The 23,368-nt window shown below is 68.3% G+C and carries 31 protein-coding genes; 19 read left to right on the top strand and 12 right to left on the bottom strand.

Annotated features, from left to right (window positions below):
- The first annotated feature begins 94 nt into the window (after positions 1–94).
- From BLT27_RS01720 to BLT27_RS01710, 3 genes are all read left to right on the top strand, one after another.
- Entirely contained in the window at positions 95–1,654 is a 1,560-nt protein-coding gene (locus tag BLT27_RS01720) for a long-chain-fatty-acid--CoA ligase (RefSeq protein WP_089731308.1), read from the top strand.
- Positions 1,651–2,442 carry an enoyl-CoA hydratase gene (locus BLT27_RS01715; protein ID WP_089731307.1) on the top strand — a complete coding sequence of 264 codons (792 nt, stop codon included), beginning with the start codon at positions 1,651–1,653 and terminating at the stop codon, positions 2,440–2,442. The genes BLT27_RS01720 and BLT27_RS01715 overlap by 4 nt, the downstream gene beginning before the upstream one ends.
- Before the next feature lie 72 nt (positions 2,443–2,514).
- The gene (locus BLT27_RS01710; protein ID WP_089731306.1) at positions 2,515–3,033 is read left to right on the top strand and encodes a winged helix-turn-helix domain-containing protein; all 519 of its coding nucleotides are present in this window, start codon (positions 2,515–2,517) and stop codon (positions 3,031–3,033) included.
- Here the strand turns inward: BLT27_RS01710 and BLT27_RS01705 are convergent, their stop codons facing one another.
- The 4 genes from BLT27_RS01705 to BLT27_RS01690 form a co-directional block, all read right to left on the bottom strand.
- Positions 3,034–3,480, bottom strand: a complete 447-nt coding sequence (locus BLT27_RS01705; protein WP_089731305.1) for a MaoC/PaaZ C-terminal domain-containing protein — start codon at positions 3,478–3,480, stop codon at positions 3,034–3,036.
- The gene (locus BLT27_RS01700) at positions 3,477–3,926 is read right to left on the bottom strand and encodes a PaaI family thioesterase (protein WP_089731304.1); all 450 of its coding nucleotides are present in this window, start codon (positions 3,924–3,926) and stop codon (positions 3,477–3,479) included. The genes BLT27_RS01705 and BLT27_RS01700 overlap by 4 nt, the downstream gene beginning before the upstream one ends.
- On the bottom strand, positions 3,923–5,881 hold the full coding sequence (locus BLT27_RS01695; RefSeq protein ID WP_089731303.1) for a 3-hydroxyacyl-CoA dehydrogenase/enoyl-CoA hydratase family protein: 1,959 nt from the start codon (positions 5,879–5,881) through the stop codon (positions 3,923–3,925). The genes BLT27_RS01700 and BLT27_RS01695 overlap by 4 nt, the downstream gene beginning before the upstream one ends.
- 104 nt (positions 5,882–5,985) lie before the next feature.
- The gene (locus BLT27_RS01690; protein WP_089731302.1) at positions 5,986–6,687 is read right to left on the bottom strand and encodes a phosphoglycerol geranylgeranyltransferase; all 702 of its coding nucleotides are present in this window, start codon (positions 6,685–6,687) and stop codon (positions 5,986–5,988) included.
- A gap of 115 nt (positions 6,688–6,802) precedes the next feature.
- Between BLT27_RS01690 and BLT27_RS01685 the strand changes: the two genes are divergently transcribed.
- The 9 genes from BLT27_RS01685 (at position 6,803) to BLT27_RS01645 (ending at position 11,351) form a co-directional block, all read left to right on the top strand.
- Positions 6,803–7,297, top strand: a complete 495-nt coding sequence (locus BLT27_RS01685) for a hypothetical protein (RefSeq protein ID WP_089731301.1) — start codon at positions 6,803–6,805, stop codon at positions 7,295–7,297.
- Between the two features lie 35 nt (positions 7,298–7,332).
- Positions 7,333–7,671: a peptidyl-tRNA hydrolase Pth2 gene (pth2, locus tag BLT27_RS01680; protein WP_089731300.1), complete on the top strand. Its 339-nt coding sequence runs from the start codon at positions 7,333–7,335 to the stop codon at positions 7,669–7,671.
- A 3-nt stretch (positions 7,672–7,674) separates the two neighbouring features.
- Complete coding sequence (gene truD, locus BLT27_RS01675; protein WP_089731299.1) at positions 7,675–8,997, top strand: tRNA pseudouridine(13) synthase TruD; 1,323 nt, start codon at positions 7,675–7,677, stop codon at positions 8,995–8,997.
- A gap of 186 nt (positions 8,998–9,183) precedes the next feature.
- Positions 9,184–9,903: a DUF2103 domain-containing protein gene (locus tag BLT27_RS01670; RefSeq protein WP_089731298.1), complete on the top strand. Its 720-nt coding sequence runs from the start codon at positions 9,184–9,186 to the stop codon at positions 9,901–9,903.
- Between the two features lie 56 nt (positions 9,904–9,959).
- Complete coding sequence (locus BLT27_RS01665) at positions 9,960–10,232, top strand: eL43 family ribosomal protein (RefSeq protein ID WP_089731297.1); 273 nt, start codon at positions 9,960–9,962, stop codon at positions 10,230–10,232.
- The gene (locus BLT27_RS01660) at positions 10,229–10,363 is read left to right on the top strand and encodes a DNA-directed RNA polymerase subunit P (RefSeq protein WP_089731296.1); all 135 of its coding nucleotides are present in this window, start codon (positions 10,229–10,231) and stop codon (positions 10,361–10,363) included. Before BLT27_RS01665 ends, BLT27_RS01660 begins: the two co-directional genes overlap by 4 nt.
- 8 nt (positions 10,364–10,371) lie before the next feature.
- Positions 10,372–10,626, top strand: coding sequence for a KEOPS complex subunit Pcc1 (locus tag BLT27_RS01655; RefSeq protein WP_089731295.1), 255 nt, complete (start codon positions 10,372–10,374; stop codon positions 10,624–10,626).
- 97 nt (positions 10,627–10,723) lie between these two features.
- On the top strand, positions 10,724–11,101 hold the full coding sequence (locus BLT27_RS01650; RefSeq protein ID WP_089731294.1) for a prefoldin subunit beta: 378 nt from the start codon (positions 10,724–10,726) through the stop codon (positions 11,099–11,101).
- A 4-nt stretch (positions 11,102–11,105) separates the two neighbouring features.
- Positions 11,106–11,351 (top strand): DUF3194 domain-containing protein, encoded by a 246-nt coding sequence (locus tag BLT27_RS01645; protein WP_089731293.1) that lies wholly within the window; start codon positions 11,106–11,108, stop codon positions 11,349–11,351.
- On the opposite strand, the gene BLT27_RS01640 is transcribed toward BLT27_RS01645, so the two are convergent.
- Complete coding sequence (locus BLT27_RS01640) at positions 11,348–13,207, bottom strand: DUF2070 family protein (RefSeq protein ID WP_089731292.1); 1,860 nt, start codon at positions 13,205–13,207, stop codon at positions 11,348–11,350. The genes BLT27_RS01645 and BLT27_RS01640 overlap by 4 nt on opposite strands.
- A 15-nt stretch (positions 13,208–13,222) precedes the next feature.
- Positions 13,223–13,771: a GMP synthase subunit A gene (locus BLT27_RS01635; protein WP_089731291.1), complete on the bottom strand. Its 549-nt coding sequence runs from the start codon at positions 13,769–13,771 to the stop codon at positions 13,223–13,225.
- Positions 13,772–13,953: 182 nt separating this feature from the next.
- On the opposite strand from BLT27_RS01635, the gene BLT27_RS20350 reads away from it, so the two are divergent.
- A complete protein-coding gene (locus BLT27_RS20350) occupies positions 13,954–14,088 on the top strand; it encodes a hypothetical protein (protein ID WP_281241444.1) in 135 nt (44 codons plus the stop codon).
- 24 nt (positions 14,089–14,112) lie between these two features.
- Here BLT27_RS20350 and pan1 read toward each other — a convergent pair whose 3' ends face one another.
- Complete coding sequence (gene pan1, locus BLT27_RS01630) at positions 14,113–15,333, bottom strand: proteasome-activating nucleotidase Pan1 (RefSeq protein WP_089731290.1); 1,221 nt, start codon at positions 15,331–15,333, stop codon at positions 14,113–14,115.
- A 233-nt stretch (positions 15,334–15,566) separates the two neighbouring features.
- Between pan1 and BLT27_RS01625 the strand changes: the two genes are divergently transcribed.
- From BLT27_RS01625 to BLT27_RS01615, 3 genes are read left to right on the top strand one after another with little or no spacing between them, the layout of a single operon-like run.
- Positions 15,567–15,830, top strand: a complete 264-nt coding sequence (locus BLT27_RS01625) for a MarR family transcriptional regulator (protein WP_089731289.1) — start codon at positions 15,567–15,569, stop codon at positions 15,828–15,830.
- Positions 15,831–15,882: 52 nt separating this feature from the next.
- Positions 15,883–16,746, top strand: coding sequence for a 3-hydroxyacyl-CoA dehydrogenase family protein (locus BLT27_RS01620; RefSeq protein WP_089731288.1), 864 nt, complete (start codon positions 15,883–15,885; stop codon positions 16,744–16,746).
- 43 nt (positions 16,747–16,789) lie between these two features.
- Positions 16,790–18,142: a hypothetical protein gene (locus BLT27_RS01615; protein WP_089731287.1), complete on the top strand. Its 1,353-nt coding sequence runs from the start codon at positions 16,790–16,792 to the stop codon at positions 18,140–18,142.
- A 1-nt stretch (position 18,143) separates the two neighbouring features.
- On the opposite strand, the gene BLT27_RS01610 is transcribed toward BLT27_RS01615, so the two are convergent.
- Positions 18,144–19,202 (bottom strand): phytoene/squalene synthase family protein, encoded by a 1,059-nt coding sequence (locus BLT27_RS01610; RefSeq protein WP_089731286.1) that lies wholly within the window; start codon positions 19,200–19,202, stop codon positions 18,144–18,146.
- Positions 19,203–19,387: 185 nt separating this feature from the next.
- On the opposite strand from BLT27_RS01610, the gene BLT27_RS01605 reads away from it, so the two are divergent.
- Complete coding sequence (locus BLT27_RS01605) at positions 19,388–20,533, top strand: acyl-CoA dehydrogenase (RefSeq protein ID WP_089731285.1); 1,146 nt, start codon at positions 19,388–19,390, stop codon at positions 20,531–20,533.
- Positions 20,534–20,659: 126 nt separating this feature from the next.
- Positions 20,660–20,785, top strand: a complete 126-nt coding sequence (locus BLT27_RS20345; RefSeq protein ID WP_281241443.1) for a hypothetical protein — start codon at positions 20,660–20,662, stop codon at positions 20,783–20,785.
- 8 nt (positions 20,786–20,793) lie between these two features.
- Here the strand turns inward: BLT27_RS20345 and BLT27_RS01595 are convergent, their stop codons facing one another.
- Positions 20,794–21,000, bottom strand: coding sequence for a hypothetical protein (locus tag BLT27_RS01595; protein ID WP_089731283.1), 207 nt, complete (start codon positions 20,998–21,000; stop codon positions 20,794–20,796).
- Positions 21,001–21,042: 42 nt separating this feature from the next.
- Positions 21,043–21,327 carry a PadR family transcriptional regulator gene (locus BLT27_RS01590; protein WP_089731282.1) on the bottom strand — a complete coding sequence of 95 codons (285 nt, stop codon included), beginning with the start codon at positions 21,325–21,327 and terminating at the stop codon, positions 21,043–21,045.
- Positions 21,328–21,411: 84 nt separating this feature from the next.
- Here BLT27_RS01590 and BLT27_RS01585 point away from each other — a divergent pair, with 84 nt between their 5' ends.
- Entirely contained in the window at positions 21,412–21,687 is a 276-nt protein-coding gene (locus BLT27_RS01585; protein WP_089731281.1) for a DUF7111 family protein, read from the top strand.
- Position 21,688: 1 nt separating this feature from the next.
- Here BLT27_RS01585 and BLT27_RS01580 read toward each other — a convergent pair whose 3' ends face one another.
- Together BLT27_RS01580 and BLT27_RS01575 are read right to left on the bottom strand one after the other, a co-directional pair.
- Positions 21,689–21,988: a DUF7410 domain-containing protein gene (locus tag BLT27_RS01580; protein WP_175526341.1), complete on the bottom strand. Its 300-nt coding sequence runs from the start codon at positions 21,986–21,988 to the stop codon at positions 21,689–21,691.
- Positions 21,985–23,367, bottom strand: a complete 1,383-nt coding sequence (locus BLT27_RS01575; protein WP_089731280.1) for a hypothetical protein — start codon at positions 23,365–23,367, stop codon at positions 21,985–21,987. The genes BLT27_RS01580 and BLT27_RS01575 overlap by 4 nt, the downstream gene beginning before the upstream one ends.
- Position 23,368 lies beyond the last annotated feature (1 nt).

Here is a 23,368-nt window from a genome sequence, read left to right as displayed (position 1 = left end):
GTTACCATCGTTAATTGGCGGCCGTGACAGTGCTAACAGTCGTGTCCGGCACGCCAACCTTTTAGAGGGAATACACCCTTGGCCAACACGAGCCATGGCAAATCTTGTCACAGAGATCGCCGACACCGCGTCGGCGCATCCGGACACGACGGCACTACACTACGACGGCCAGGAAATCAGCTACCAGGAGTTCTGGGGGCAGGTGGGCCAGTTCGCCGCCGGACTACAGGCGGCCGGCATCGAGCCCGGCGACAGGGTGGGGATCTACCTCCCGAACCTGCCACAGTTCGTGGTCGCGTTCCACGGCACGCTCCGGGCCGGCGGCATCGTCGTCCCCATCAACCCGCAGTACAAGACCCGGGAGATCAGCCACCTCCTGGGGGACAGCCGTGCGAAGGTCGTCGTGACCATCGGCGACCTCGTCCCGTTCGTCAGCGAGGTCCAGGACGGGACCGACGTCGAGGAGATCGTCGCCATCGGCGGGCACGACGACGCGACCGCCTTCCGCGAGTTCCTCGCCGCAGGCGCACCCGACATCGTGGACCGGGACGACGACGACGTGGCGGTCCAGCCGTACACCTCCGGCACCACGGGGCAGCCGAAGGGAGTGCTGCTCACCCACGAGAACCTGCACTCGAACGCGGAGATGGCCGCCTCGCTCGTCCCGGACGGCGTCCGGACGGACGACAAGGCACTCGGGGTGCTCCCGCTGTTCCACATCTACGGGATGACGGTCGTGATGAACGCGACCCTGTTCAGCGGCGGCGCGTACTACCCGCTCCCGTCGTGGGACGCCCAGCAGGCCATGGAGCTGCTGGCCGCCGAGGACCTCACCATCATGCACGGCGTGCCGGCGATGTACAACGACGTCATCAACCAGCCCAACGCCGAGGAGTTCGACTTCTCGTCGGTCCGGCTCTGTGGCGTCGGCGGCTCCGGCATCCCGGTGGAGGTGCTCCGCCGGTTCGAGGAGCTCTACCCGACCAAGATCTACGAGGGGTACGGGCTCACCGAGACCAGCCCTGTCACGCACTTCAACAGCCCGGAGAAGGGCCGCCGCGTGGGCAGCATCGGCAAGACGCTGCCCGGCGTCGACTCCCGCGTCGTCGACGCGGACTTCGAGGAGATCGCACCGGTCGAGGAGGGGCCGGTCGACGAGGACGAGGTCGACCTCGACGAGATAACCGGCGAGCTCGTCATCAGCGGTGCGAACGTGATGCAGGGCTACTACGGGCTACCCGACGCCAACGAGGACGCCTTCACCCACGCGGACGGCAAGCGCTGGTTCCACACCGGCGACATCGGCTACCACGACGAGGACGGCTTCTACTACGTCGTGGACCGCGAGAAGCACATGATCGTCAGCGGCGGGTACAACATCTACCCGCGCGAGGTCGAGGAGCTCCTCTTCGAGCACCCCGACATCGCCGAGGCGGCTGTCGTCGGCATCCCCGACGAGCGCCGCGGCGAGACCGTGAAGGCGTTCGTCGTGGAGACCCCCGACGCCGACCTCACCGCCGACGAGGTGCGTGAGTACTGCCTCGAACGCCTCGCCGAGTACAAGCACCCCCGGGAGGTCGCGTTCGTCGACGAACTCCCGCGCACGACGACGGGCAAGGTCCAGAAGTTCGAACTGCGGGAGGCCGACGAATGAGCGACGCCGTCCTCGTCGACATCGAGGACGGTGTTGCCACCATCACGCTGGACGAGCCCGACCGGCGGAACGCGTTCTCGCTGGACATGTCCGCGGGACTGCGCGACGCCCTGGACGAGGTCGAGGAGAGCGACGCCCGCTGCGTCGTCGTCGAGGGCGCTGGCGAGGCGTTCTCGGCCGGGGGCGACGTGGAGCTGATGTCCCAGACCGCGACGGGGGCGGTGCCGCTCGACGAGAGCGTGCGCACGCTGGAGAAGACGACCAGCGAGACGATGGCCCGCGTCGTCGCGTTCCCGCTCCCCACCGTCGCGAAGGTCGACGGCCCGGCGGTCGGCGCGGGAGCGAACCTCGCTATCGCCTGCGACGTGCAACTCGCCAGCGAGGACGCAGCAATCGGCTTCGTCTTCCGCGAGGTCGGGCTCGCGGTCGACGCCGGCACGTCGTACCTGCTCCCGCGCGTCGTCGGCACGAACGTCGCCAAGGAGCTCGTGTTCACCGGCGAGGTCCTGGGTGCCGAGCGCGCCCACGAGCTCGGCCTCGTAAACCACGTCTACGACGCCGACGAGTTCGACGCGGAGGTCGCGGCGTTCGTCGAGCGCATCGCCAGCGGCCCGACAGTCGCGCTCCGGCACTCGAAGCGCCTCATCGACGAGGGGCTCCGTCGGACCGTCGACGAGGCCATGGTCGCCGAGGCGACCGCGCAGGGGCTCTGCTTCGACACGGACGACCACGCCGAGGGCGTCACCGCCTTCGTCGAGAGCCGTGAGCCGGAGTTCGAGGGCTCCTGAGACGCGGCCCCGGCGCACGATACAGCCGACCGAACCGAAGCCGTTTCACCACAAGAGCGAGAGGCCACCGACATGACAGACGACGACGCACCCGACTGGACGTTCAAGGAGCGCGACGTGGTCATCCTCCGCGAGCTCGCTGCCAACCCACAGCGTTCCTCGCGCGAGCTGACCGACATCCTCGAATCGGAGTACGGCATCGACGTCTCGCACGTCACCGTCAGCGAGACCATCCGGAAGATGCGCGAGCACGGGGTCTTCCGGGAGGCCATCATCCCCAACGAGGAGTACTTCATCTTCGGGCTGTTCGAGTTCAAGTTCGACCCCGAGCACTTCGCCGACGAGTGGCGCGACGCCATGGAGTACATCCGCGACAGCGAGCACACGCTGTTCTACTTCCTCTCGGACGGGGAGTACCAGTGGAAGTCCGTCATGATGTTCCCGACCAGAGAGGAGGAGTCCCGCTGGATCCACGAGTTCTACAAGCGCCACGGCAAGGTCGTCTCGAACCTGCGCAACTCCGTCATCCACAACGTGCTGAAGTTCGGGACCGACCCCGAGATCTTCGAGGCACTCGACGAGGAGCACTGACTACGCGACGAGCGCGAGCAGTTCACAGGAGAGCACGACGGTCCCGTCCTGGTCGACGACCTCGGCCTCCTCGCGGACGACACCGGCGGCCTCCGGGTGGTCCGGGCGCTCCTCCAGTTCGACGACCTCGGTCTCGACGTGGACGGTGTCGCTGACGAACGTCGGACCGCGGAACCGGAGGCGGTCCACGCCGTAGAACGCGACGACGTCCGAGCCCTCGTCGCCACCGGCCGCGCGTTCCTGCCAGAGGAGGCCGGTCGCGATGGAGAACACGAGCGCCCCGTGGGCGATGCGCTCGCCGTAGCCGGACTCCCGCATGCGCTCGGCGTCGGTGTGCAGGTGGTTGAAGTCGCCGCTGACGCCGGCGAAGTTGACGAGGTCGGCCTCCGTGATGGTCCGGCCGGCGGTCCGTCGGCTGTCGCCCACCTCGGTGTCGGCGAAGCTCATGCCTCCCCCAGCAGGCGGTAGCTCGTCCGACCGACGGCGACGTCCTTCGTCTCGCCGTCGTGTTCGGTCGTGATCAGCCCGTCGGTGACGCCCATCGAGTCCCCCGCCCGGATGACCTCGGCCTCGACGCGCAGGTCGCCCGTGGCTGGACGGAGGTAGGACACGTCGAGGTCCGTCGTCGTCAGTCGCGCGGCGGCGGGGTCGTCGAACGTCGTCCGCAACGCGAAGCCGCTGGCAGTGTCGACCAGCGAGGCCGTGATACCGCCGTGGACGACCCCCTCGGAGGCCGGGTTCGTCAGCTTCTCGTCGTAGGGCACGGCGAAGACGACGCGGCCGTTCTCGACCGTCTCGACGGCGAGCCCGAGCCACGAGAGGAACCCGTGGCTGTCGATGTACTGCTGGTAGGCCGTCGCGACGTCGTCGTGGGCGAACTCCGGGCGGCTCATCGACCCTCGAACTCCGGCTCACGGTCCTGTGCGAACGCCGTCGTGCCCTCGACCACGTCGTCGGTGCTCATCAGCAGCCCGAAGCCCTGGCTCTCCAGGGCCAGTGCGGCCGCGAGGCTCGCGTCGTCGCCCTCGTTCAGGACCGTCTTGGCCACCTTCAGGCCGACCGGTGGCCCCGAGAGCAGGTCGTCCAGGAACGCTTCGACGGTCGCGTCGAACTCGTCGGCCGGCACCGCACGGTTGACCAGCCCCCAGTCCTCGGCGCGCTCGGCGCTGATGCGGTTCCCCCGGAACACGAGTTCCTTCGCGCGCGTCTCGCCGAGGATGCGGAGGAGTCGCTGGGTCCCCCCACCGCCGGGGATGAGCCCGAGCCGTATCTCGGGGCAGCCGAACTCCGAGCCGGTCGTCGCGATTCGGAGGTCACAGGCCAGCGCGAGTTCGAGCCCGGCGCCGAGGCAGTAGCCGTCGACCTTCGCGAGCACGGGGCGCGGGAAGTCGTTGACCGCCTCGAACGCGGGCGTCACATCCATCACGTCGGTCGGTTCCACGTCTGCGAACCCGCCGATGTCCGCGCCGGCGCTGAACGCCCGGTCCCCGGCCCCCTCGATGGTCGCACACCGTATCTCGTCCGTGTCGACCGACCGGAACAGGTCGGCGACCTCGTCGAGGAGGTCCGTCGAGAGGGCGTTCATGCGCTCCGGGCGGTCGAGCTCGACCGCGAGCAGCCCCTCGTCGTCGGTCTCGTAGTTCAGCAGCCGGTACGGTCCCGGCCCGTCGCCGGTGTCGTACTCGTAGAAACCCTGGCCCGCGTCCTCACCGATGCGACCGGCCTCGACGAGTTCGACGAGGTAGTCGGCCGGCTCGTACCGCTCGGCCCCGGTCGCCTCCTGCAGCTCGCGGAGCTTCGCCAGCACGACGTCGAGGCCGAGCTCGTCGCCACGCCGGCACGGACCCGTCGCGAAGCCGGCGCCGAGTCTCGTCCCCGTGTCCACCGCCTCCGGCGTCGCCACGTCGTCGCCGACGAGCTTCGCCGCCTCGTTGACCATCCGTGCCTCGACTCGCAGGGTGTCGAAATCGCCGGCGTCGTCGGGCTCGTAGTCCGCGCCGTCGCCGTCCTCGTAGGAGTAGTAGCCACTGCCGGTCTTGCGGCCGAGGTCGCCGGCCTCCACCTTCTCCTCCGCGATGGGTGGGACGGGGATACCGCCCTCGGTCCGGACGTGGTACCCCACGTCGATGCCGGTCAGGTCGGCGAGTTCGAACGGCCCCATCGGGTAGCCTCGCTCGTGGACCATCGCGGCGTCCGCCGCCCGGATGGTGGCCTCGCCCTCGGAGACCATCCAGGCAGGTTCGCCGCCGTAAGGGCCGAGGATACTGTTGACGACGAACCCCTGGACGTCCTTGCGGACGTGGATGGGGGTCTTGCCCAGCGACTCGACGAACTCGGCACCTTTCTCGGCGACCGACGCGGCGGTGTTCTCGCCGTGGACGACCTCCACGAGGTCCATCTTCACCGGCGGGTTGAAGAAGTGCAGCCCGACGACACGACTCGGGTCCGAGACGGCCTCGGCGATATCCGTGATGCTCAGACTGGACGTGTTCGACGCGAGGATGGTCCCCTCGCCGGTGTGCTCCTCGACCTCGGCGAATATCTCGCGCTTGAGGGCCATCCGTTCGGGTGCGGCCTCGACGACGAGGTCCGCGTCGGTGACCGCTGCTGCGAGGTCGGCCGTCGTGTCGAGCCTGTCGAGCACCGCTTCGGGCGACTCCTCGATGCGGTCCTTCTCGGCGAGCTTCCGGAGGCTCCACTCGATGTTCTCGTAGCCGTCGGCGACGAACTCCTGCTCCACGTCGCGCATCGTCACCTCGTAGCCCGCGAGGGCGGCGACTTCGGCGATTCCGTGTCCCATGTTCCCGGCACCGAGCACGGCGACTCGGCCGATGTCATCGACTGTCATGCGGGAACGTGTGGCCACGAGCGGCTTAATTCCACCGGGCACTCTTTACTACTGTTAAACAGAGATCCAGAATTCGAAACGACGGTAACTCCTCTGCGGCTCGGTCAGGCGTCGTTGGCCCCGTCGACCGTGCGGGCCACCGCGTCGACACCGTCGTCGTGGACGAGGTCGCCGACGACGACCACGTCGGCGTGCTCGCCCATCAGGTTCGCCGACTCGTAGTCGTGGATGCCGCCGCCGTAGAACAGCGTCGACTCGTCGAGTGCGTCCGCGGCCGCCTGCACCGTCTCGGGGTCGCCGAGCATGCCCGAGTACTCGACGTAGACTATCTCCTGCCCGAACATCTTCTCCGCGACCTCGGCGTACGCCGCCACGTCGTCGGCGGAGAGGTCGCAGTCCGCTTCGGTGTACTCGGCGACGCTCGCCTCCGGGTTCAGCACGATGTAGGCCTCCGTCGTCGTGCGGTCCCAGTCGAGCCCGCCCTCGATACGGACCCACTCCTTGTGCGCGCCCGTGACCCAGAAGATGTCGCCCGCGTTGAACACCGTCGGAACGAGGTAGCCGTCGAGCGCGTCGCTCTCGACGACGACGCTCGGGTTCGACGGCTCTTGGTAGATTGGGATGTCGTAGGCCGCGCACGCCTGGATCATCTCCCGCATCTTCTCCTCGGTCATCCCTAGCGTGCCGCCGATCTCGATGGCGTCCGTACCAGTGGCACACACGTCCTCGAACGTCTCGCCCTCGACGAGGTCCTTGTCGGGGTCGAGCTTGAGGATGTGGTTCCAGTCCTCCCAGGGTGCACTCATACCCGGTCGAACCCCACGTGCGACCAAAACCCCTTCGATACGGTGGAATCGGCATCCGATTCGGGGCTCGAAACCGAACGAACGGTTATGCCCACCCGACCGAGACACACGCTCGATGCAACGACGACGGGTGCTGCGGCTGGCTGGCATCGCCGCCGTGACGGCAGTCGCCGGCTGTTCCGAACTCTCCGGCGGCTCCAGCTCCGAAGCGGGCAGCGGCATCGCCCGTCGCCCCAGCAAGGACGCACCGCCCCGGGCCGTCCTCCCGAGCCCGGAGGGTGGACTGGCGATCACCGGGATTCGAACGACCGGCGGTTCGGTCGGCGCGAACGCCGGCCAGCTCGCCACCTACGAGGCCGACGACGGCACCACCTTCGAAGTTGCTGCCCTCCGGATGGAGACGGAGTCCGACGCGGCCGCGCTGGCGAGTCGTATCCGGGACCAGGGCCGGTTCTACGGGATGGACGTCGCGGTCCGCCACGGCGTGTTCGTGGTCGTCGGTGGAACCGACGACGACGCTCGCGACCGGCTGCTGACGCTGTTGAGCTACTCCGAGGCACTGAGCCGAGCGTTCATCGCGGATAACGACCTCCTCGCCGCCGACGGATAGCCACCGTTTTACTCGCGCCACCCCTCGACCGGGACATGAAGCAGGCCATCGTCGCGCGGACCGACATCGGCATGGGCCAGGGGAAACTGGCCGCACAGGTCGCCCACGCGTCGCTCAGCGCGTACGAGGACACTGACGCCCGGACGCGGAAGGCCTGGAAGGGCTCCGGCCAGAAGAAGGTCGTCCTGAAGGGCAGCGGCGAGTCGGAGCTGTTCGAACTCGCCGACAGGGCGGAATCCGAACGGCTCCCGCACGCCATCATCAGGGACGCCGGCCACACCCAGCTCGACTCCGGCACCGTGACTGCGCTCGCTATCGGCCCCGGCGAGGACGAGGTCGTGGATCGCGTCACCGGACACCTCTCGCTGTTCTGAGCGATGCGCGAGGCACATCCACGCGAACGGGCTGTCGGCATCGACGACTACGTGAGCGACGACGACGGCGTGGGCGGCAGACTCCGTGCCGAGAACGACCACTTCCGGGTGGTCGAGCGCGAGCGGTTCGAGTCGAACCCCGTCGACGCTCCCACCGGTGACTATCCGTACCTCGTCGTGCGCGCGACGCTCCGCGGCTGGGACACCAACGACTTCGTCCGCCGGCTCTCGAACGAGCTCGGGATGAGCCGGGGGCGCGTCTCGTGGGCCGGCACGAAGGACAAGCGCGCGGTGTCGACGCAGCTGTTTACCCTGCAGGGCGTCTCGCCCGACGACCTGCCGTCGCTCTCGCGGGCGGACCTCGAAATCGTCGGCCGCGCCGGGCGGGCCATCCAGTTCGGGGACCTGCTCGGCAACGAGTTCGAGATCGTCGTCTCCGAGCCGGACGACTCGACGGCCGCGGACCGCGTGACCGATGAGCTGCGCGCGTTCGGCGACGGCCGGGTCGCCGTCCCCAACTTCTTCGGCCAGCAGCGCTTCGGGAGCATCCGCCCCGTCACACACGAGGTCGGCCTCGACATCGTTCGCGGCGACTGGGAGGGCGCGGTGCGGACCTACGTCGGCAACCCGCATCCTGACGAGCGCCAGGAGACCCGCGAGGCGCGCGAGCTGGTCGAGGACGGCGTGGCCTGGGCGGACGCGCTGCAGGCGTTCCCCGGTGGGCTCCGATTCGAGCGGTCGATGCTCCACACGCTCGTCGAGAACGGTGGCGAGGAACCCGCGGATTTCCGCGAGGCTATCGAGACGCTCCCGGAGAACCTCCAGCGACTGTTCGTCCACGCGGCGCAGTCGTACGCGTTCAACCGCATGCTGAGCAGGCGGCTGGAGCGGGGCCTTCCGTTCACGAGACCGGTGGCCGGCGACGTGGTCTGTTTCGCAGACGCGGACGCACCCGAGGAGTTCCCGCTGCCGGACGTGGCCCGTGAGCAGCGCGTGACGGAGTCCCGTGTCGACACCGTCGCACGCCACTGCGAGCGCGGTCGCGCCTTCGTGACCGCGCCGCTCGTCGGGACGGAGACGGAGCTAGCCGACGGCGAACAGGGCGAGATCGAGCGCGAGGTGCTCTCGGAGCTGTCGCTCACGGGGGCGGATTTCGACCTGCCCGGCGAGTTCCACAGCGAGGGCACCCGGCGCGCGCTGCTCGTCAGGACGGCCCTGGACGTGGCACGGGAGCCCCTGAACTTCTCCTTCTCGCTCCCGAAGGGCTCCTACGCGACCGTCCTGCTGCGCGAGTACCTGAAGGTGGACCCGGTCGAACTTGGCTGACAGGCGACGCTCTCCTCGCGTGGACCGTCGCGTCGCACACCCGCTACGCGGTCCACGACCGCTGGTCAGGGCACGCCGGTGGTGGACCCGGCTTCTTATATGAACCCCCGGGAGGACACTCGCCGGACGACGGTCGCCGGTGGCCGAACCGCACGGCTTTAGGTCGGGCGACGGTTACAACCGGCCATGGACTGCAGGCGGTGTGAGACGCCGCTCGAACGGCCGGGGGACTTCTGTCTCACCTGTAACACCGCCAACTGCGACGCCGTCGTCGTCGACTGTGGCCGCGAGCGAGCGACCGTGACGGTGCTCGACGGCGACGAGGTCGTCGGCGAGACGACGGTGACGACGGTGCCCGACGACGGCGAGGAGACGGGCGTCGTCGAGTTCCGGAACTTCGCGGGTCGCGTGGCTGACGAGGTGCGACGGAAGCGCCCGGAGACGGTGTACGCGGCCGGCGACCGGGCGGTGATTCGGGAGACGCGTGCCCAGCTCCACCACGAGTTCTACCGTGTCGACGACGAGGACCCGGTCGCGGCGGCGATCGGTGGGCTGGGCGAGTCGGGGCTCGACGTCGTCGACCTCGCGCCCAGGGAGAAGATCGGCGGCGCGCACTCGACCCTCATCGGCGGCCGCACCGGCCAGACCGCCATCCGGACCGTCGCCGAACATCCGCACGTGAAGAAGGTCATCCCGGGGCCCATCGAAGCCGGCGGGTCGAGCTCGCAGGCCAGCGTCGGGGCGAAGGTGACCCGGGCTGACGGCAACGGTAACGTCCGCATGCTCATCCGTGACGGGTCGAGCGTCCAGGAGAACCGGGTGGTGACGACGGCGGGCGACCGCGAGATGGGCGAACGGGTCCGCGAGGACCTGAACGAGGCGCTCACGACGGCCGACCTTCGGTGACGCGGGCGTTCCAACTCAACAGGTTTATTTGCGGGCTGACGGTACTGACTGGTATCATGGCCAAGAAAAAGGGAAAGACCGGTAGCTCCGGCCGATTCGGCGCCCGTTACGGTCGCGTCTCGCGACGCCGCGTCGCGGAGATCGAGGACGAGATGCGGAACTCCAAGGTGGACGGTGACGACGTCAAGCGCGTCGGGACCGGCATCTGGGTCAACGAGGAGACCGGCGAGAAGTTCACCGGTGGCACGTACCGCGCCCAGACGCCCGCGGGCAAGACCGTCCGGCGCTCCATCCGCGCCGCGCTCTCCGACGACAGCGACGACGAATGAGCTACAAGTGCTCGCGCTGCAAGCGTGACGTGACGCTCGACGAGTACGGCGGCGTCCGCTGTCCCTACTGCGGGCACCGCGTCCTGCTGAAGGAGCGCAGCACGGACATCAAGGAAGTCGACGTGCGGTAGGGCGGGCGATGCCCGCGAACGAGACCGTTCTGGAGTTCGAGTACGACGACGACGCGACGGCGACGTTGGTCGCCGAGAGCGTTCGTCCGGAGGTCGGCGAGATAGCGAGCGACCGCTCTACCACCAGCCTCCGGTGTGACGGTGGCACGGTCGTCGTGACCGTCGCCGCGGACGACCGGGTCGCGCTGCGTGCCGGGGTCAACACGTGGATCAGGCTCGTTGCCGTTGCCGAGCGGACCCGTGGCCTCGTCAGCGGGTCCTGACCCGGCGCCCGCATTCGATTCTACCCGAGGCGAGGGTGGGTGTGTCTCGCGCCCGGGAAAGCGGGGGTTTTTCAGGGCGGAAACCATCCAGCAGAGTATGCAAGGAAATCTGCCGCCGGAAGCACAGGAGAAGATCGAGGAGCTGCAGGACCTGCAGGAGACCGCACAGCAGGTCGCGGTCCAGAAGCAGGAGGCCGAGTCCCAGCTTACCGAGGCCCAGACGGCTCTCGACGAGCTCGACGACATCGACGAGGACACACAGATGTACCGCGAGGTCGGCGAGCTGTTCGTCGCCACGGACTACGACGAGGCCAGCGAGGCGCTCGACGACAAGGTCTCCAGCCTGGAGATCCGCGTCGAGACCCTCGAGAAGCAGGAGGAGCGCGTCCAGGAGCAGTTCGAGTCGCTTCAGGAGGAGCTCCAGGACATGCTCGGCGGTATGGGCGGCGGCATGGGCGGCGCCGGCGGCGCGTAATCGGATGAGCGACCCGACGGACGAGGAAGTCGTGCAGGTCGCTGCCGAGGCCGCCGAAGGCCTCGTCCGCTCTCGATACAAGCAGTCGAACATCCGTGACCTCGACGTGACCGTCACGTTCGAGGACGGCGTGCTCGACGTCGACGTCTACCTGAACGCCCCCGAGGGCGATGCCGATGCGGAGGCGGTCGCCGACGAGGCTGCACGCGCGGCACAGTCGGCCGCCGACGAGCTGTTCGAGGACGCCTAGGACAGCAGGAAGACGACGACACTCAGGCCCATCGCGGCCATCGTCAACAACACGGCGAGCGCCCCGCCCATCGAGACCATCGCGTTGGCGTGGCTCGCCAGCGTCTCCGTTCTGTCGTTGCCGAACACCGTGACGCGAGCGCGCTCCGAGGCCATCCCGGCCTCGACGGGTTCGCGGTCGGCGAGTGCGCGGTTCGTGAGGTCGCCGACGAGCTCGACGAGTTCGTCGATGTCGAGCGCCTCGCCGACCTGGTTGCTCGACTCGACCCGGTTGACGACGTGGGTGTCGGTGGTCATCACCTCGGCACGCGCGACCTCCTCGGGGAGCCCCTCGATGAGCCGCTCCCTGACACCGGGCTCCATGTTGTTCCCGTCGACGAGTACGTACACCGTCACCTCGCCGGCGACGTCGACACAGGCGACACGGACGCCGAGGGGGCCGATGCCGTCCTCGGGCCCCCAGTCGGTCGCCTCCCACGCGACGCCGAGCTCGAACGGGTGGCGGTCGGCGTCGGTGAGTTCCTCGGCGGCCTTGCGCGCGGCCTCCATGATGTCGAACGAGCGCTCGCTACCGGGAGTGACGTGGCCGAGGTCGTCGCCGCGGAGGCCGTTGTTGCAGTTGTGGGCGTCGACGAGCAGGGCCTCGTCGAAGCCGCCCGAGCGCGCCTCCGCGATGGCCGAGAGGCCGACCGCGTAGTCCACGTCGTCGGCGAATCTGGGAGAGTGCGTGTTGACGAGCAGGATGTCGTCGCCGAACGCCTGGGCGAGCAGTTTGGCGTCGCCCGAGGTGGTGCGGACGCTCTTCGTCGCGCCACCGCCGACGGACAGTGCGTCGGTCGCGACCGCCGCCGTCTCGACGATGGTGTCGACCTCGCGCTCGGTGACGAGGTTGAAGTCGTGTCCGGCCGTGGCGTGTGGTGGTAACGCCATCCCCTCGGTCGCCCGGGCGACGCGTTCGGGGAGGTTCCCGCCGCCGATCTCGCCCATCGGGCCGGGGTGGACCATCGGGAGGACGGCTCGGGCCTTCTCGGAGCCGTCCTCGCGCCGGAAGCCGAGGACCGTCACCGGCACGAGCGCCTCCTCGCCGAGCTCCTCGAAGAAGGTCTCGAGCTCGCGCGAGTCCTCGGCGATGTGGCCGATGAAGCCGCCGAGGAAGTCCCGCACGGAGACACCGAGGCTGCGCTTCCACGGGCGGTCGATGATGACGAGGAAGAGCCACACCGCAGAGCCGTACAGCAGGCAGACGACCCCGAGGATGACGAAGTCACCCGGGACGATGGGCGTGAGCTGGATCTCGGTGTGCTCGGCCCGCGAGAGGAACGCCTGGACGAGTGGGCCCCCGACCTCGAGGTAGCGGCTCGTCCCGCTGTAGACGAACAGGAGCACCGCGGCGGCGACGGTCTGGATGCTCGCCGGGACCACCGCTCGGGGGATGGAGTGGCTCGACACCGCGGCGATGACCAGGAGCCGGAGCGCGAAGACAGAGGCGAGGCCGGCGTAGAGCACGTCGAACACGAAGTTCTGGCCGAGAGGAGTGACCAGCGCGACGACACCGCCGACCGCGAGGAAGACGACGACGAGTATCTCACAGAGCAGCGCGAGCAGCGACGACCGACCCGCGGTGAGCTGTCCGCCGAGTCGCTGGTCGACGACGCCCGTCAGCAGGCTCGCGACGACCGTCGGCACGCCGATGAAGAAGATGCCCTGGGTGAACCCTCCGAGGAGGAAGCCGTCGTCGAAGACGCCGACGCCGGTGACGCCGGCGACCACCATCGCGAACGCGAGACTCGTGTACCACTGTGGGGCCCGGAAGATGTACCGCGAGAGGCTCGCGAGGTCGCCCTGAGTGGTGGTCATGGTGGTCCCCCGGGCTCACTCACACAGAGCGAGGAAGTTCTCGAACACTTCCTGGCCTTCCTCGGTGTGGCTGACTTCGGGATGCCACTGGACGCCGTAGAGGTCGCGGTCGGTGTCGCTCATCGACTCGACGCCGCAGACGTCGGACTGGCCGGTGACGGTGAAGCCCTCGGGGACCTCCTTGACCTCGTCGGCGTGGCTCGCCCAGACCCGCGTCTCGGGCGCGAGCGACCCGACGAGCGGGTCGTCCTCGTCGAGAACGTCGACGGTCACGTCGGCGTAGCCACCGTACTCGCCCGCACCGACCGAGCCGCCGAGCTCCTTCGCGATGATCTGCATGCCGAGACAGATGCCCAGCACCGGCACGTCCATGTCGAGGTACGCGGGCGACTCCCCGCGTCGGTCCATGTCCGGGCCGCCCGAGAGGACGATGCCGTCGGCATCGACCTCCGCGGGTGGTGTCTCGTTGTCGACGACCTCGCTCTCGACTCCCATATCTCGCAGTGCCCGGTGTTCCAGATGTGTGAACTGCCCGTGGTTGTCCACCACGACGATGCGCGTCATTACGCACTGATAGCGCGCGGGTCCCCAAAAACCGTCCGACATCTCGTGCCGGCTGGACACCGTCGCAAGCGTCGCCGTCTGCGAGGTCCCGACGGCTCCCGAGTCCCGCCGTCCGTCGGGCGCGTGGGCACGGGTGGCTCCGGACCGGTGTAACTAAGCCCCACGCACCACACGGGTCGGGCATGGAACTCCCAATCGACTCCGACCACCCGTCCTGGCTGACGGTCGCCGGGACGTTCGGCGGCTACGGGCTGCTGCTCGTCGTGATGTTCGTCCTGCTGTTCGTGGTGCCGCTGGCGATCTTCAGCGTGCTGTAGGACCGCGGCGAAAAGAATCCGGTCTCAGGCGAACGTCTTCGAGATCTCGTCCTCGTTCTCGCTGCTCTCTGCCTGGATCTTCTCCCAGGCCTCCTCGAAGTCGCGCTTCTCGATGGTGCGGCGGTCGTCGCGGATGGCGAACATCCCCGCCTCCGTACAGATCGCCTTCACGTCGGCGCCGGAGGCCTCGTCGGCTATCTCGGCGAGGTCGGCGAAGTCGACGTCGTCGGAGACGTTCATGTCGCGGGTGTGGATCTTGAAGATTATCTCGCGGCCCTCGACGTCGGGCTTGGGCACCTCGATGAGGCGGTCGAACCGACCCGGCCGGAGGATGGCGCGGTCGAGCATGTCGAAGCGGTTGGTGGCCGCGATGATGCGGATGTCGCCGCGCTCCTCGAAGCCGTCCATCTCGGAGAGCAGCTGCATCATCGTCCGCTGGACCTCGGCGTCGCCGGAGGTCTTGGACTCGGTCCGCTTGGCCGCGATGGCGTCTATCTCGTCGATGAAGATGACGGCAGGCTCGTGTTCGCGGGCGACCTGGAACAGGTCACGGACCAGCTTCGCACCCTCGCCGATGAACTTGTGGACGAGTTCGGAGCCGGCCATCTTGATGAACGTGGCGTCGGTCTCGTTGGCGACGGCCTTGGCGAGCATCGTCTTCCCCGTCCCCGGCGGGCCGTGCAGTAGCACACCGGACGGCGGGTCGATGCCGACCTCGGTGAACATTTCGGGCTTCTCGAGGGGCATCTCGACGGTTTCGCGGACCTCCTGCATCTGCTCCTCGAGGCCGCCGATATCGGCGTAGGAGACCTCGGGGCTCTCCGTGACTTCCATCACGCGGGCACGGACGTCGGTCTCGTTGCTCAGCGTCTTCACGATAGAGAGAGAGTTGTTGACGGCGACGCGCATGTCGGGCTCGATCTCCTCGCGCATCTCGTCGGTGACCTCGGTGAGGGCCTCCTGGTTGTTGCCGTGCTGCTTGATGATGACGCCCTCGTCGGTCAGCTCCTGGATGGTGGCGACGAACAGCGGCGACTGCTTCAGCTTCTTGTTCTCGTGGGTGAGCCGCTCCAACTTCTGCTGGTACTTGTTGTTCTCCGCGTTCGCGTCGAGGAGCTTGTCACGCATCTCGTCGTTCTGCGCCTCCAGCACCTCGAGCCGCTCCTGCAACGCCGCGATCTTCTCCTGTTTGGACGCCTCCTCCTCGTTGTACGGGAGATCGACGTCGTCCACCGTGTCGGTCATCAGCGTTTCATAAGGCACTGATTCTTAAGAGGCTTCGGGTGCCGTACGGAACCGCCGGCCTCAGGCCGTGTGACCGGTACTCGTGGGTACTTCGGTTCGCCCATGCTGACGAACCCGGACCGTCGCGGCGACTGCCCCAGCGGCGGTGCCAGCATGGCATCGCAACCGATGTCCAGAAGTAATATTTCTAATGAGTAAGTATTATTACGGGGTATGCACAAACGGTGGATACGATGAGTGCAACCGAGCCGAGAACGAGCGAGCCGCCCACCGGGAGCTGGGACGACGTCCGCGACCTGCCACCGAGCGCGAAGCTCGTCGCGAAGGTACTGGAGTACAACGACACGCTGACCCAGAGCCAACTCGCGGAGGAGACCCTGCTACCGCCGCGTACCGTCCGCTACGCGCTGAACCGTCTCGAAGAAGAGAACGTGGTTCACTCTCGCTTCTCCTTCTCCGACGCCCGCAAGCGTCTCTACACCCTCACGGTCGAGTAAGGTCCGGCGTCGGACCGGCACGCTTAGGGGCCAATCTGTCGAACGTCGAGCCATGGTACACGACCTCGACAGCATCGAGCGTATCGGCGTCGTCGGCGCGGGCACGATGGGCAGCGGCATCGCACAGGTGGCCGCGACGAACGGCTACGCGGTGACGATGCGCGACATCGAGGAGCAGTTCGTCGAGAACGGCTTCGAGTCCATCGAGAGCAGCCTCGACCGCTTCGTCGGCAAGGACACGCTCTCCCGCGAGGATGCCGACGCGGCGCTCGACCGCATCGACGGCACGACCGCGCTGGGGGACCTCGCGGACTGCGACGTCGTCGTCGAGGCAGCCGTCGAGAACATGGATATCAAGCAGGAGGTCTTCGCCGACCTCGAGGAAGCCGTCGACGAGGACTGCCTGCTCGCGACGAACACCAGCACGCTCTCCATCACGACCATCGCCGCCGCCACGGAGTCCCCCGAGCGCGTCGTCGGCCTGCACTTCATGAACCCGGTCCCTATCATGGAGGGCGTCGAGGTGGTCGACGGCGAGAAGACGAGCGCGGAGGCACTCGACCTCGCCCACGACATCGCCGAGGCGCTGGGGAAGACGACCTGGGAGTCCGACGACAAGCCCGGCTTCGTCACCAACCGCGTGCTCATGCCGTGGATCAACGAGGGCATCCGGGCCTACGACGAGGGGGTCGCCACGAAGGACGACATGGACCGCGGGATGAAACTCGGCACGAACGTCCCAATGGGGCCGCTGGAGCTCGCGGACCACATCGGCCTCGACGTCTGCCTGCACGCGAGCGAGACGCTCCACGAGGAGCTCGGTGACCGCTACAAGCCGGCCTACCTGCTCAAGCGCAAGGTCGACGCGGGCGACCTCGGCAAGAAGACCGGCAAGGGCTTCTACGAGTACGAGTAGACCGTCCCAAATTTCTTCTCGGTCGGCGTCGTCGCAACGAACGATGTCCCTCCACCGACCGCAGACGCTGGCAGTCCTGACGCTCCTCGTGCTGGCAGCCGTCGCCCTCCCAATCGTCGCACCAGTCACCGCAGGACCCCCGCCCGAGGCAGTCTGTGGGCTCTGTACCGACGATGCGCTCGACGGCGGGGTCGAGCACAGCGAGGTCGTCGTCCGGGTCCAGGACGACGGCAGCGCCGACTGGACCGTGCGGGCGACTCTCGACGAGCGAACGGCCGGCGAGTTGCGCGACGCTCCCGCCGAACGTCGCGACCGCGTCCGTGGTGAACTCACCCGCCGGACCGTCGTCGACGAGGTCACAGCCCTCCAGACCCGCATCGAGAACCGCACCCTCGTCGCCACGTTCACGTCCGCCGACTTCGCACACCGTGGCGTCGGGGGTGTCCTCGTCGCCGACGGCCTGTTCCCCTCGCACGAGGCAGCGGGGGTGACCGTCCACGCCGACCGGCTCGCCGTCCACGGTCCCGACGGCACCAGCCCGACGCTCGTCCCCGACACCGCGACGGCCGACGGCGGCGCGATAGTCTGGACCGAGCAGACCGGCATCGGCTCGGAGACGTACCTCGCGTTCGGTGCCGACGCCGGCCTGGTCGCCACCGGTACGAGCTACCTCGCGGTCGGGATGGCCGTCGTCGAGCGGTCACTGGCGCGGGCCCTCGCTATCGTCGCGCTTCCGACGCTCCTGTTCGTCGGCGTCCTCGTCGGGTTGTTCCGCGACGGTGACCGGTTCGGACCGGACCGGGCCGACGACGGACTCGCCACCCGAATCGGACTCGTCGTCGGTGCCGTCGCACCCGTCCTGCTTGCGGCCGGCGTCGGCCTGTTCCTGCTCGGAACGAGCATCGAGGGGTGGGCCGTGGACCTGGCGATATTCGTCGGTCTCACGCTCGTCTCGCTGGTCCCACAGACGCTCGTCGCCGCGGGCACTGCTGCCGCGTTCTCCCTCTGGGGCGACCGCATCAGCCTCGACAGCTACGCCTGGTGGGTGTTCCCGGCCGCGAGCGGCTGCTGGCTGGTCATCGTCGGGGCGACCGGCCCGAACCGGCTCCTGGGCACGTGGACGACGACCGTCCTCCTGTTCCTGCTGCTGGGTGCGGCACACGAGCGCAGCACGCTGGCGGCGGCACCCGTCGCGGTCGTCACCCTGCTGACGCCGACGCTCGCCGCTTTCCCGTTCGTCTCGCCGTCGGTCGCACCGTCGTATACACTCCTGCTCTGGGCGGTTGGGACAGTCGTGCTGGGAGTCGCGCTCTACGCGCTCGGGCGGCAAGAGTCGGCGAGGACGGAGGTCACGGAGTCATCGGACACCGAGAAACCGACGGCCGAGGCGACCTGACTCAGGAGAGGTCCGCTTCGTGTAGTGGCTTCTGCTCGATGGTCTGTCGCACCCGTTCGAGCGCCTGCCGGTCACCGGACTCACGGAACCAGTGGATGATCGCCATGACCTCCATCCGCGAGACTTTCACGCCGCCTTCGCGGACCACGTCGGCGGGTCGCTCCCGGAGCTCACGGAGGGTCGCCACGGCGAGCAGGTACGGGATACCCCACGCCGACAGCGTGTTCCCTCGTCGCTCGGGGAGGGCTTCGAGGTAGGTCTGCGTGTCGTCGAGGTAGCCGGAGGCGTGGTCGACGACGCGCTCGATGACCGTCGCCACTGCCTCCTCGTTCTCTGGGTCGCAGACGGCGTCGCGGTCCACGCCCTCCGACTCCAGCCACTCCGCGGGTAGGTAGACGTTGTTCTCCTCGTGGTAGTCGTCGCTCACGTCCTTGGCGACGTTGACCAGCTGGAGCAACAGTCCGAACGACCGTGCGTTCTCGCGGAGCCGGGACTCGCGTCGGTCGGTCGTCCCGCGGGTCACGAGCCCGGTCACGAGGGAGCCGACCGTGCCGGCGACGTACCAGCAGTACTCCTCGAGCTCGTCGAGCGTCTGGATCCGCAGCCCGCCCGAGTCGGCGTGGCGCTCGACGAACTCGGCCATGCCGTTCGTCAGTTCGAGCACGGGCGGGAGGATGGCATCCTTCGCCTCGGGCGGGAGGCGGCGATACGTCCGTACTACCCGGGGGGACTCGGCGACGACGGTCCAGTCCTCGTCGCGTTCCTCGGGGAGCCACTCGTCGACCGCGGTCCTGAACTCCTCGGCGGTCGCCGGGTCGTCGGCATCGAGCACGTCCGCATAGAGACGCAGCAGTTCCGCCTTCTCCGCGGGGGGGATGTGGCCCGCGTCCTCGACCGTGTCGGCGACGCGGCAGAGGAGATAGCCCAGACAGATGTGGCGGGCGGTCGGCTCCTCTAGCTCCTCGATGGTGATGGCGAAGGTGCGGGAGACGCCCTGCACCGCCTCGTAACACCACGCGAGGTCGTCGTCGACCGGATACTCTACCTGTTCCTCGTTCATTCACGTTCCCCTGTGTATTCCACGCTGAAAAACCCACCTGCCACGACGGCAAACTCTGGCTCTGGAGAGAAACACACGCCCGTATCGCTCATACCTCATATGGAGCCCTCTACTCGTCTATACTTTTCGGACCCGGACCGTGGACGCAAGACAAAAGTAAAGTCGCGAGGGTCGAACGTTCTCCCATGGACTTCAGCCTCAGCGCGGAGCAGGCCCAGATACGGGACATGGTCGCCGAGTTCGTCGACGAGGAGGTCGTGCCGGTCGCCGACGAGATCGACCACGAGGACGAGTTCCCCGCCGAGCTCGTGAGCGAGATGGCGGACCTCGGGCTGATGGGGATGCCGTTCCCGGAGGAGTACGGCGGTGCGGGCCTCGACTACCACAGCTACGCTATCGGACTGGAGGAGATCTCGCGTGGCTCCGGCGGCCTCGGCACCATCGTCGCCGCCCACATCTCGCTGGCGGGCAACATGATCTACGAGTTCGGCGACGAGGCCCAGAAGGAGGAGTACCTCACTCCGCTCGCGGAGGGCACCGACATCGGCGCGTTCGCCCTCTCCGAGCCCGGTGCCGGCTCCGACGTCCCCGCGATGGAGACGACCGCCGAGCGCGACGGCGACGAGTACGTCATCGACGGTGGCAAGCTCTGGATATCCAACGGCTCCGTCGCCGATACCGTCACGGTCTTTGCGAAGACCGACCCCGAGGCCGGCAACAGGGGCATCTCCTCGTTCGTCGTCCGGCCCGACGAGGACGACGGCTTCCACGTCGAGGGCACCGAGGACAAACTCGGCGACAAGGGGTGTCCCACGGCCGAGCTCCGCTTCGACGACATGCGCATCCCGGCCGACCGCCTGCTCGGCGAGGAAGGTGACGGCTTCGTCCACGCGCTGAAGACGCTCAACGGCGGCCGCATCACCATCGCCGCTCGCGGCGTGGGTATCGCCCGCGCCGCCCTCGAGCAGGCGACCGAGTACGCACAGCAGCGCGAGCAGTTCGACCAGCCCATCTCGGAGTTCCAGGCCATCAAGCACAAGATCGCGGACATGGACACGAAGGTCCAGGCCGCGAAGATGCTGATGCACCGCGCCGCCGACAAGAAGATCCGCGGCGAGAAATTCATCAAGGAGGCCGCACAGGCCAAGCTCTACGCCTCCGAGATCTCCCGCGAGGTGGCGAACGAGGGCATCCAGATCCACGGCGGCTACGGCTACACGAAGGACTTCCCGGCCGAGCGGTTCTACCGCGACGCGAAGCTCAACGAGATCTACGAGGGCACCAGCGAGGTGCTGCGGAACACCATCGGCGACCAGGTGCTCGAGGAGTAGTCGCACCGGCCGGAACTCTTTTCGACGCGAATGGTAATATTTAATGGTACACCTGTCGAAGGGACGTTCTTAGGCATCAACAGGACCCAGCAGACGGTCCTGGTCGGCGGGCTGAGCTTCGCGCTGATGAGCTATGTGCTCGTCAACTCGTCGGCGGTCGACACGTCGTACGACCCACTGCTACTGGGGGTCGGGCTGGTGATGGTCGTCTACGCCGTCGTTGTCGCCGTGCACGACTTCGTGCTCGGGTGACCGCCGACTCAGACGAACAGCCGGGCCCGGGTTCCCACCGTCCGGAGCCAGGTCAACGCCGTGAACACCGAGGTCGCCTCCAGATAGACGTGTCGCGGGAACGGCCCGGGGTCGAGGAGTACGAGCGCACCGAAGGCCATCGTCGCGAGCCAGATTACCGCCGTGACCGGCCGACCGCCGGCCGTCGCCGCGAACGCCTTCACGTCGTGGAGCATGGCCGGTCTGGTCCCGGCCTCCCAGTTGAAGCCTCGCCCGGGTTACCCCACGTCGCGCGTCCGTTCGACTACCCAGTCCACGTGTTCGTCCACCCGCGCCCGCCCGGCGTCGGTCAGCGAGTAGACGTCGTACAGCCCCTCGGTGTGGGTCTCGACGAACCCCGCCGACTCCAGCGCGTCGAGCGCGCCGTAGAACGACTTCGGCTCGATTCGCTCGTCGTAGTGTCGTTCGAGGCGGGTCTTCAGCGCCTGTGCCTGGAGTTCGCCGGCGTCGTGGAGCAGCAAGCAGAGGTCCCGCCGCCGCCCGCTCTGGATGAACTTCGTCATGCGTGTGTGCTCGCGGCCGGCCCACTGGTGCGTTTCGCTTCCGAAACCGGCAGGTACGACATCCTCCGGTCCCAACGCCCGTCCATGACAGAGGACACGGCGACGAGCGATGGCATCACGGCCCGGTACGAGGAGACGGAGACCGAGCGCGTCCTGTCGTTCGAGCGCGACGGCGCGACCGCCGCTGTGGCACAGAACGTCGACGGCTACGCGATGCTGAAGGTGCGACCGACGGCAGGGGGCGACGAGTTGGAGCGCTACTACGGCTTCGACATGGCGCTGGACCACGTGGCGGAGCTGTTGGGGGTCCCGCCCCACGACCTGCCTATCCCGGCGGCCGCCGAAGACCTGGGCATGTAGCTCAGGTGACGACGGCGTACAGCAGCAACATCCCGAAGTAGACGACGACGAGGGCACCGACCAGCTTCAACCGGTAGAGCCCCAGCTCCGCCTCCTCGGCGGAGTACACTTCGCGGAAGGCCGCTTCCTCGGCCTCGGTCATCCGGTCGTAGTGGCTCAGCCCGACGTGGAGCGTGCGCTGGTCCTCGTGACGGAACGGCCGGTCGCAGTACGGACAGCGGTGGGCCGTCGCACCCGCGGGGACGTTCGTCTCCGAGGGCGCATCGGTACGGTCGTGGTGGGAGTCGGTGCTGGCTGTCATAGGAACGGTGGGGTGCGTGCGGGGGCTGCGACGATCCAGAGGCTCACCATGGTGTAGACGACCATGACGCCGATGAACGGGTACTGGCTGCGGACGGCCTGGAGACGGCTCGGGAAGACGTCGTAGGCGGTCGAGTGCGCCACCCAGATGGCGAGCAGGTGCCCGAGCAGGACGAACGCGAGCTCGAGCCCGCCGACGAAGCCCGGCAACCCGTACCGCTGGGGGTTCAACGGCGGCGCGGTCGGGTTCGCGAGCACCTGCCAGAGGGGGAGCGAGAGCACGACGAAGTAGCTCAGGTAGTGGGCGAGGTGGTAGCCCGCGGCGATGGCGAGCAGGGGTGCGGCGAACCGTCGGCCGAGGGCGGCCGGCGTGAGGAACGTCTCCCCGGTGGTCCGGGCCAGCAGCGCCGCGAGCCAGTAGACGCCGACGAACACTCCGAAGCCGAGCAGGTACGCGAGCAGGTAGGTCAGCAGCCAGGGGAGCCCGCCGCCGACCGCGGCCCTCGCGAAGTCGCCCCAGAGCGGCGTCGTCACGAGGCCGTCGTAGGTCGTCACCCACAGCAGCGTGACGACGAACACCACGTCGCTCCGGTCGCGGACGACCGACGAGTCGGTCAGGCCCATGCCGGGGAGCCGGAGCCGGACACCGTCGTCGGACCGGACGAGCGGGGCGACGGCCCCGAACGCGGCGAACGTGCGCGAGACGGGGTCGCCCCGCTCGAACCAGCTCTCCCCGAAGGCGAGGCCGGCGACGGTCGTCGCGACACCGTAGCCGGCCACGGCCGTCGCGAGCAGCCGCGGGTCGTCGGCGAGCGGGAGCACGACCTCGGTGAACACGAGGGCGAGCAGGCCGACGACGGCGGGCCAGCTCCCGAGCCGCTGTGGGTACTCGCGGGGCGGCGCGGCGCGGAGCGTGTACACCCCCCGGACGAGCGCGCGGAACGGGTTCAGCGCGCGCCAGGTGTTCCCGACGAGGTACGTCGTCATCGTGAACCCGGCCCACCAGCCGACCCAGACGACCACCACTGCGAGGTTCCGGAGCGGCGTCGTCGGTCCGGTGAACCCGAACCAGAGGACGGCACCGAAGCCGACCAGCCCGACGAGCGGCGCGAGGTAGCGCGAGACCGCCACCGGGAACCGCCGAAGCGTCCGATGCCAGTCGTCGATACTCGCGATGTAGCGTCGGTCCGTCACCGTCGCGGCGAGCAGGAACGAGGCCCCGACGGCCGCCCCGCCGGTCAGCAGGAAGAGCCAGGCCGGCACCGCGATGCTGCCGGCTTCACCACGGAGCGAACCGCCGTGGGCGAGGGCCGTCCCCGTCGCGAGAACGAGCGTCCCGAACGCCGCCAGCACGAGGCGTCGGGGACGGTGTCCCTCCATC

This window comes from Haloarchaeobius iranensis (assembly GCF_900103505.1).
Classification (GTDB): domain Archaea; phylum Halobacteriota; class Halobacteria; order Halobacteriales; family Natrialbaceae; genus Haloarchaeobius; species Haloarchaeobius iranensis.
Note: the sequence above shows the minus strand (reverse complement) of the source record. Positions and strands in the feature narration are given on the sequence as shown.

Bases quoted from the DNA above. Each gene is read 5' to 3' on its own strand.
- BLT27_RS01720 (WP_089731308.1), top strand. From the start codon at position 95: ATGGCAAATCTTGTCACAGAGATCGCCGACACCGCGTCGGCGCATCCG.
- BLT27_RS01715 (WP_089731307.1), top strand. From the start codon at position 1,651: ATGAGCGACGCCGTCCTCGTCGACATCGAGGACGGTGTTGCCACCATC.
- BLT27_RS01710 (WP_089731306.1), top strand. From the start codon at position 2,515: ATGACAGACGACGACGCACCCGACTGGACGTTCAAGGAGCGCGACGTG.
- BLT27_RS01705 (WP_089731305.1), bottom strand. From the start codon at position 3,480: ATGAGCTTCGCCGACACCGAGGTGGGCGACAGCCGACGGACCGCCGGC.
- BLT27_RS01700 (WP_089731304.1), bottom strand. From the start codon at position 3,926: ATGAGCCGCCCGGAGTTCGCCCACGACGACGTCGCGACGGCCTACCAG.
- BLT27_RS01695 (WP_089731303.1), bottom strand. From the start codon at position 5,881: ATGACAGTCGATGACATCGGCCGAGTCGCCGTGCTCGGTGCCGGGAAC.
- BLT27_RS01690 (WP_089731302.1), bottom strand. From the start codon at position 6,687: ATGAGTGCACCCTGGGAGGACTGGAACCACATCCTCAAGCTCGACCCC.
- BLT27_RS01685 (WP_089731301.1), top strand. From the start codon at position 6,803: ATGCAACGACGACGGGTGCTGCGGCTGGCTGGCATCGCCGCCGTGACG.
- pth2 (WP_089731300.1), top strand. From the start codon at position 7,333: ATGAAGCAGGCCATCGTCGCGCGGACCGACATCGGCATGGGCCAGGGG.
- truD (WP_089731299.1), top strand. From the start codon at position 7,675: ATGCGCGAGGCACATCCACGCGAACGGGCTGTCGGCATCGACGACTAC.
- BLT27_RS01670 (WP_089731298.1), top strand. From the start codon at position 9,184: ATGGACTGCAGGCGGTGTGAGACGCCGCTCGAACGGCCGGGGGACTTC.
- BLT27_RS01665 (WP_089731297.1), top strand. From the start codon at position 9,960: ATGGCCAAGAAAAAGGGAAAGACCGGTAGCTCCGGCCGATTCGGCGCC.
- BLT27_RS01660 (WP_089731296.1), top strand. From the start codon at position 10,229: ATGAGCTACAAGTGCTCGCGCTGCAAGCGTGACGTGACGCTCGACGAG.
- BLT27_RS01655 (WP_089731295.1), top strand. From the start codon at position 10,372: ATGCCCGCGAACGAGACCGTTCTGGAGTTCGAGTACGACGACGACGCG.
- BLT27_RS01650 (WP_089731294.1), top strand. From the start codon at position 10,724: ATGCAAGGAAATCTGCCGCCGGAAGCACAGGAGAAGATCGAGGAGCTG.
- BLT27_RS01645 (WP_089731293.1), top strand. From the start codon at position 11,106: ATGAGCGACCCGACGGACGAGGAAGTCGTGCAGGTCGCTGCCGAGGCC.
- BLT27_RS01640 (WP_089731292.1), bottom strand. From the start codon at position 13,207: ATGACCACCACTCAGGGCGACCTCGCGAGCCTCTCGCGGTACATCTTC.
- BLT27_RS01635 (WP_089731291.1), bottom strand. From the start codon at position 13,771: ATGACGCGCATCGTCGTGGTGGACAACCACGGGCAGTTCACACATCTG.
- BLT27_RS20350 (WP_281241444.1), top strand. From the start codon at position 13,954: ATGGAACTCCCAATCGACTCCGACCACCCGTCCTGGCTGACGGTCGCC.
- pan1 (WP_089731290.1), bottom strand. From the start codon at position 15,333: ATGACCGACACGGTGGACGACGTCGATCTCCCGTACAACGAGGAGGAG.
- BLT27_RS01625 (WP_089731289.1), top strand. From the start codon at position 15,567: ATGAGTGCAACCGAGCCGAGAACGAGCGAGCCGCCCACCGGGAGCTGG.
- BLT27_RS01620 (WP_089731288.1), top strand. From the start codon at position 15,883: ATGGTACACGACCTCGACAGCATCGAGCGTATCGGCGTCGTCGGCGCG.
- BLT27_RS01615 (WP_089731287.1), top strand. From the start codon at position 16,790: ATGTCCCTCCACCGACCGCAGACGCTGGCAGTCCTGACGCTCCTCGTG.
- BLT27_RS01610 (WP_089731286.1), bottom strand. From the start codon at position 19,202: ATGAACGAGGAACAGGTAGAGTATCCGGTCGACGACGACCTCGCGTGG.
- BLT27_RS01605 (WP_089731285.1), top strand. From the start codon at position 19,388: ATGGACTTCAGCCTCAGCGCGGAGCAGGCCCAGATACGGGACATGGTC.
- BLT27_RS20345 (WP_281241443.1), top strand. From the start codon at position 20,660: ATGAGCTATGTGCTCGTCAACTCGTCGGCGGTCGACACGTCGTACGAC.
- BLT27_RS01595 (WP_089731283.1), bottom strand. From the start codon at position 21,000: ATGCTCCACGACGTGAAGGCGTTCGCGGCGACGGCCGGCGGTCGGCCG.
- BLT27_RS01590 (WP_089731282.1), bottom strand. From the start codon at position 21,327: ATGACGAAGTTCATCCAGAGCGGGCGGCGGCGGGACCTCTGCTTGCTG.
- BLT27_RS01585 (WP_089731281.1), top strand. From the start codon at position 21,412: ATGACAGAGGACACGGCGACGAGCGATGGCATCACGGCCCGGTACGAG.
- BLT27_RS01580 (WP_175526341.1), bottom strand. From the start codon at position 21,988: ATGACAGCCAGCACCGACTCCCACCACGACCGTACCGATGCGCCCTCG.
- BLT27_RS01575 (WP_089731280.1), bottom strand. From the start codon at position 23,367: ATGGAGGGACACCGTCCCCGACGCCTCGTGCTGGCGGCGTTCGGGACG.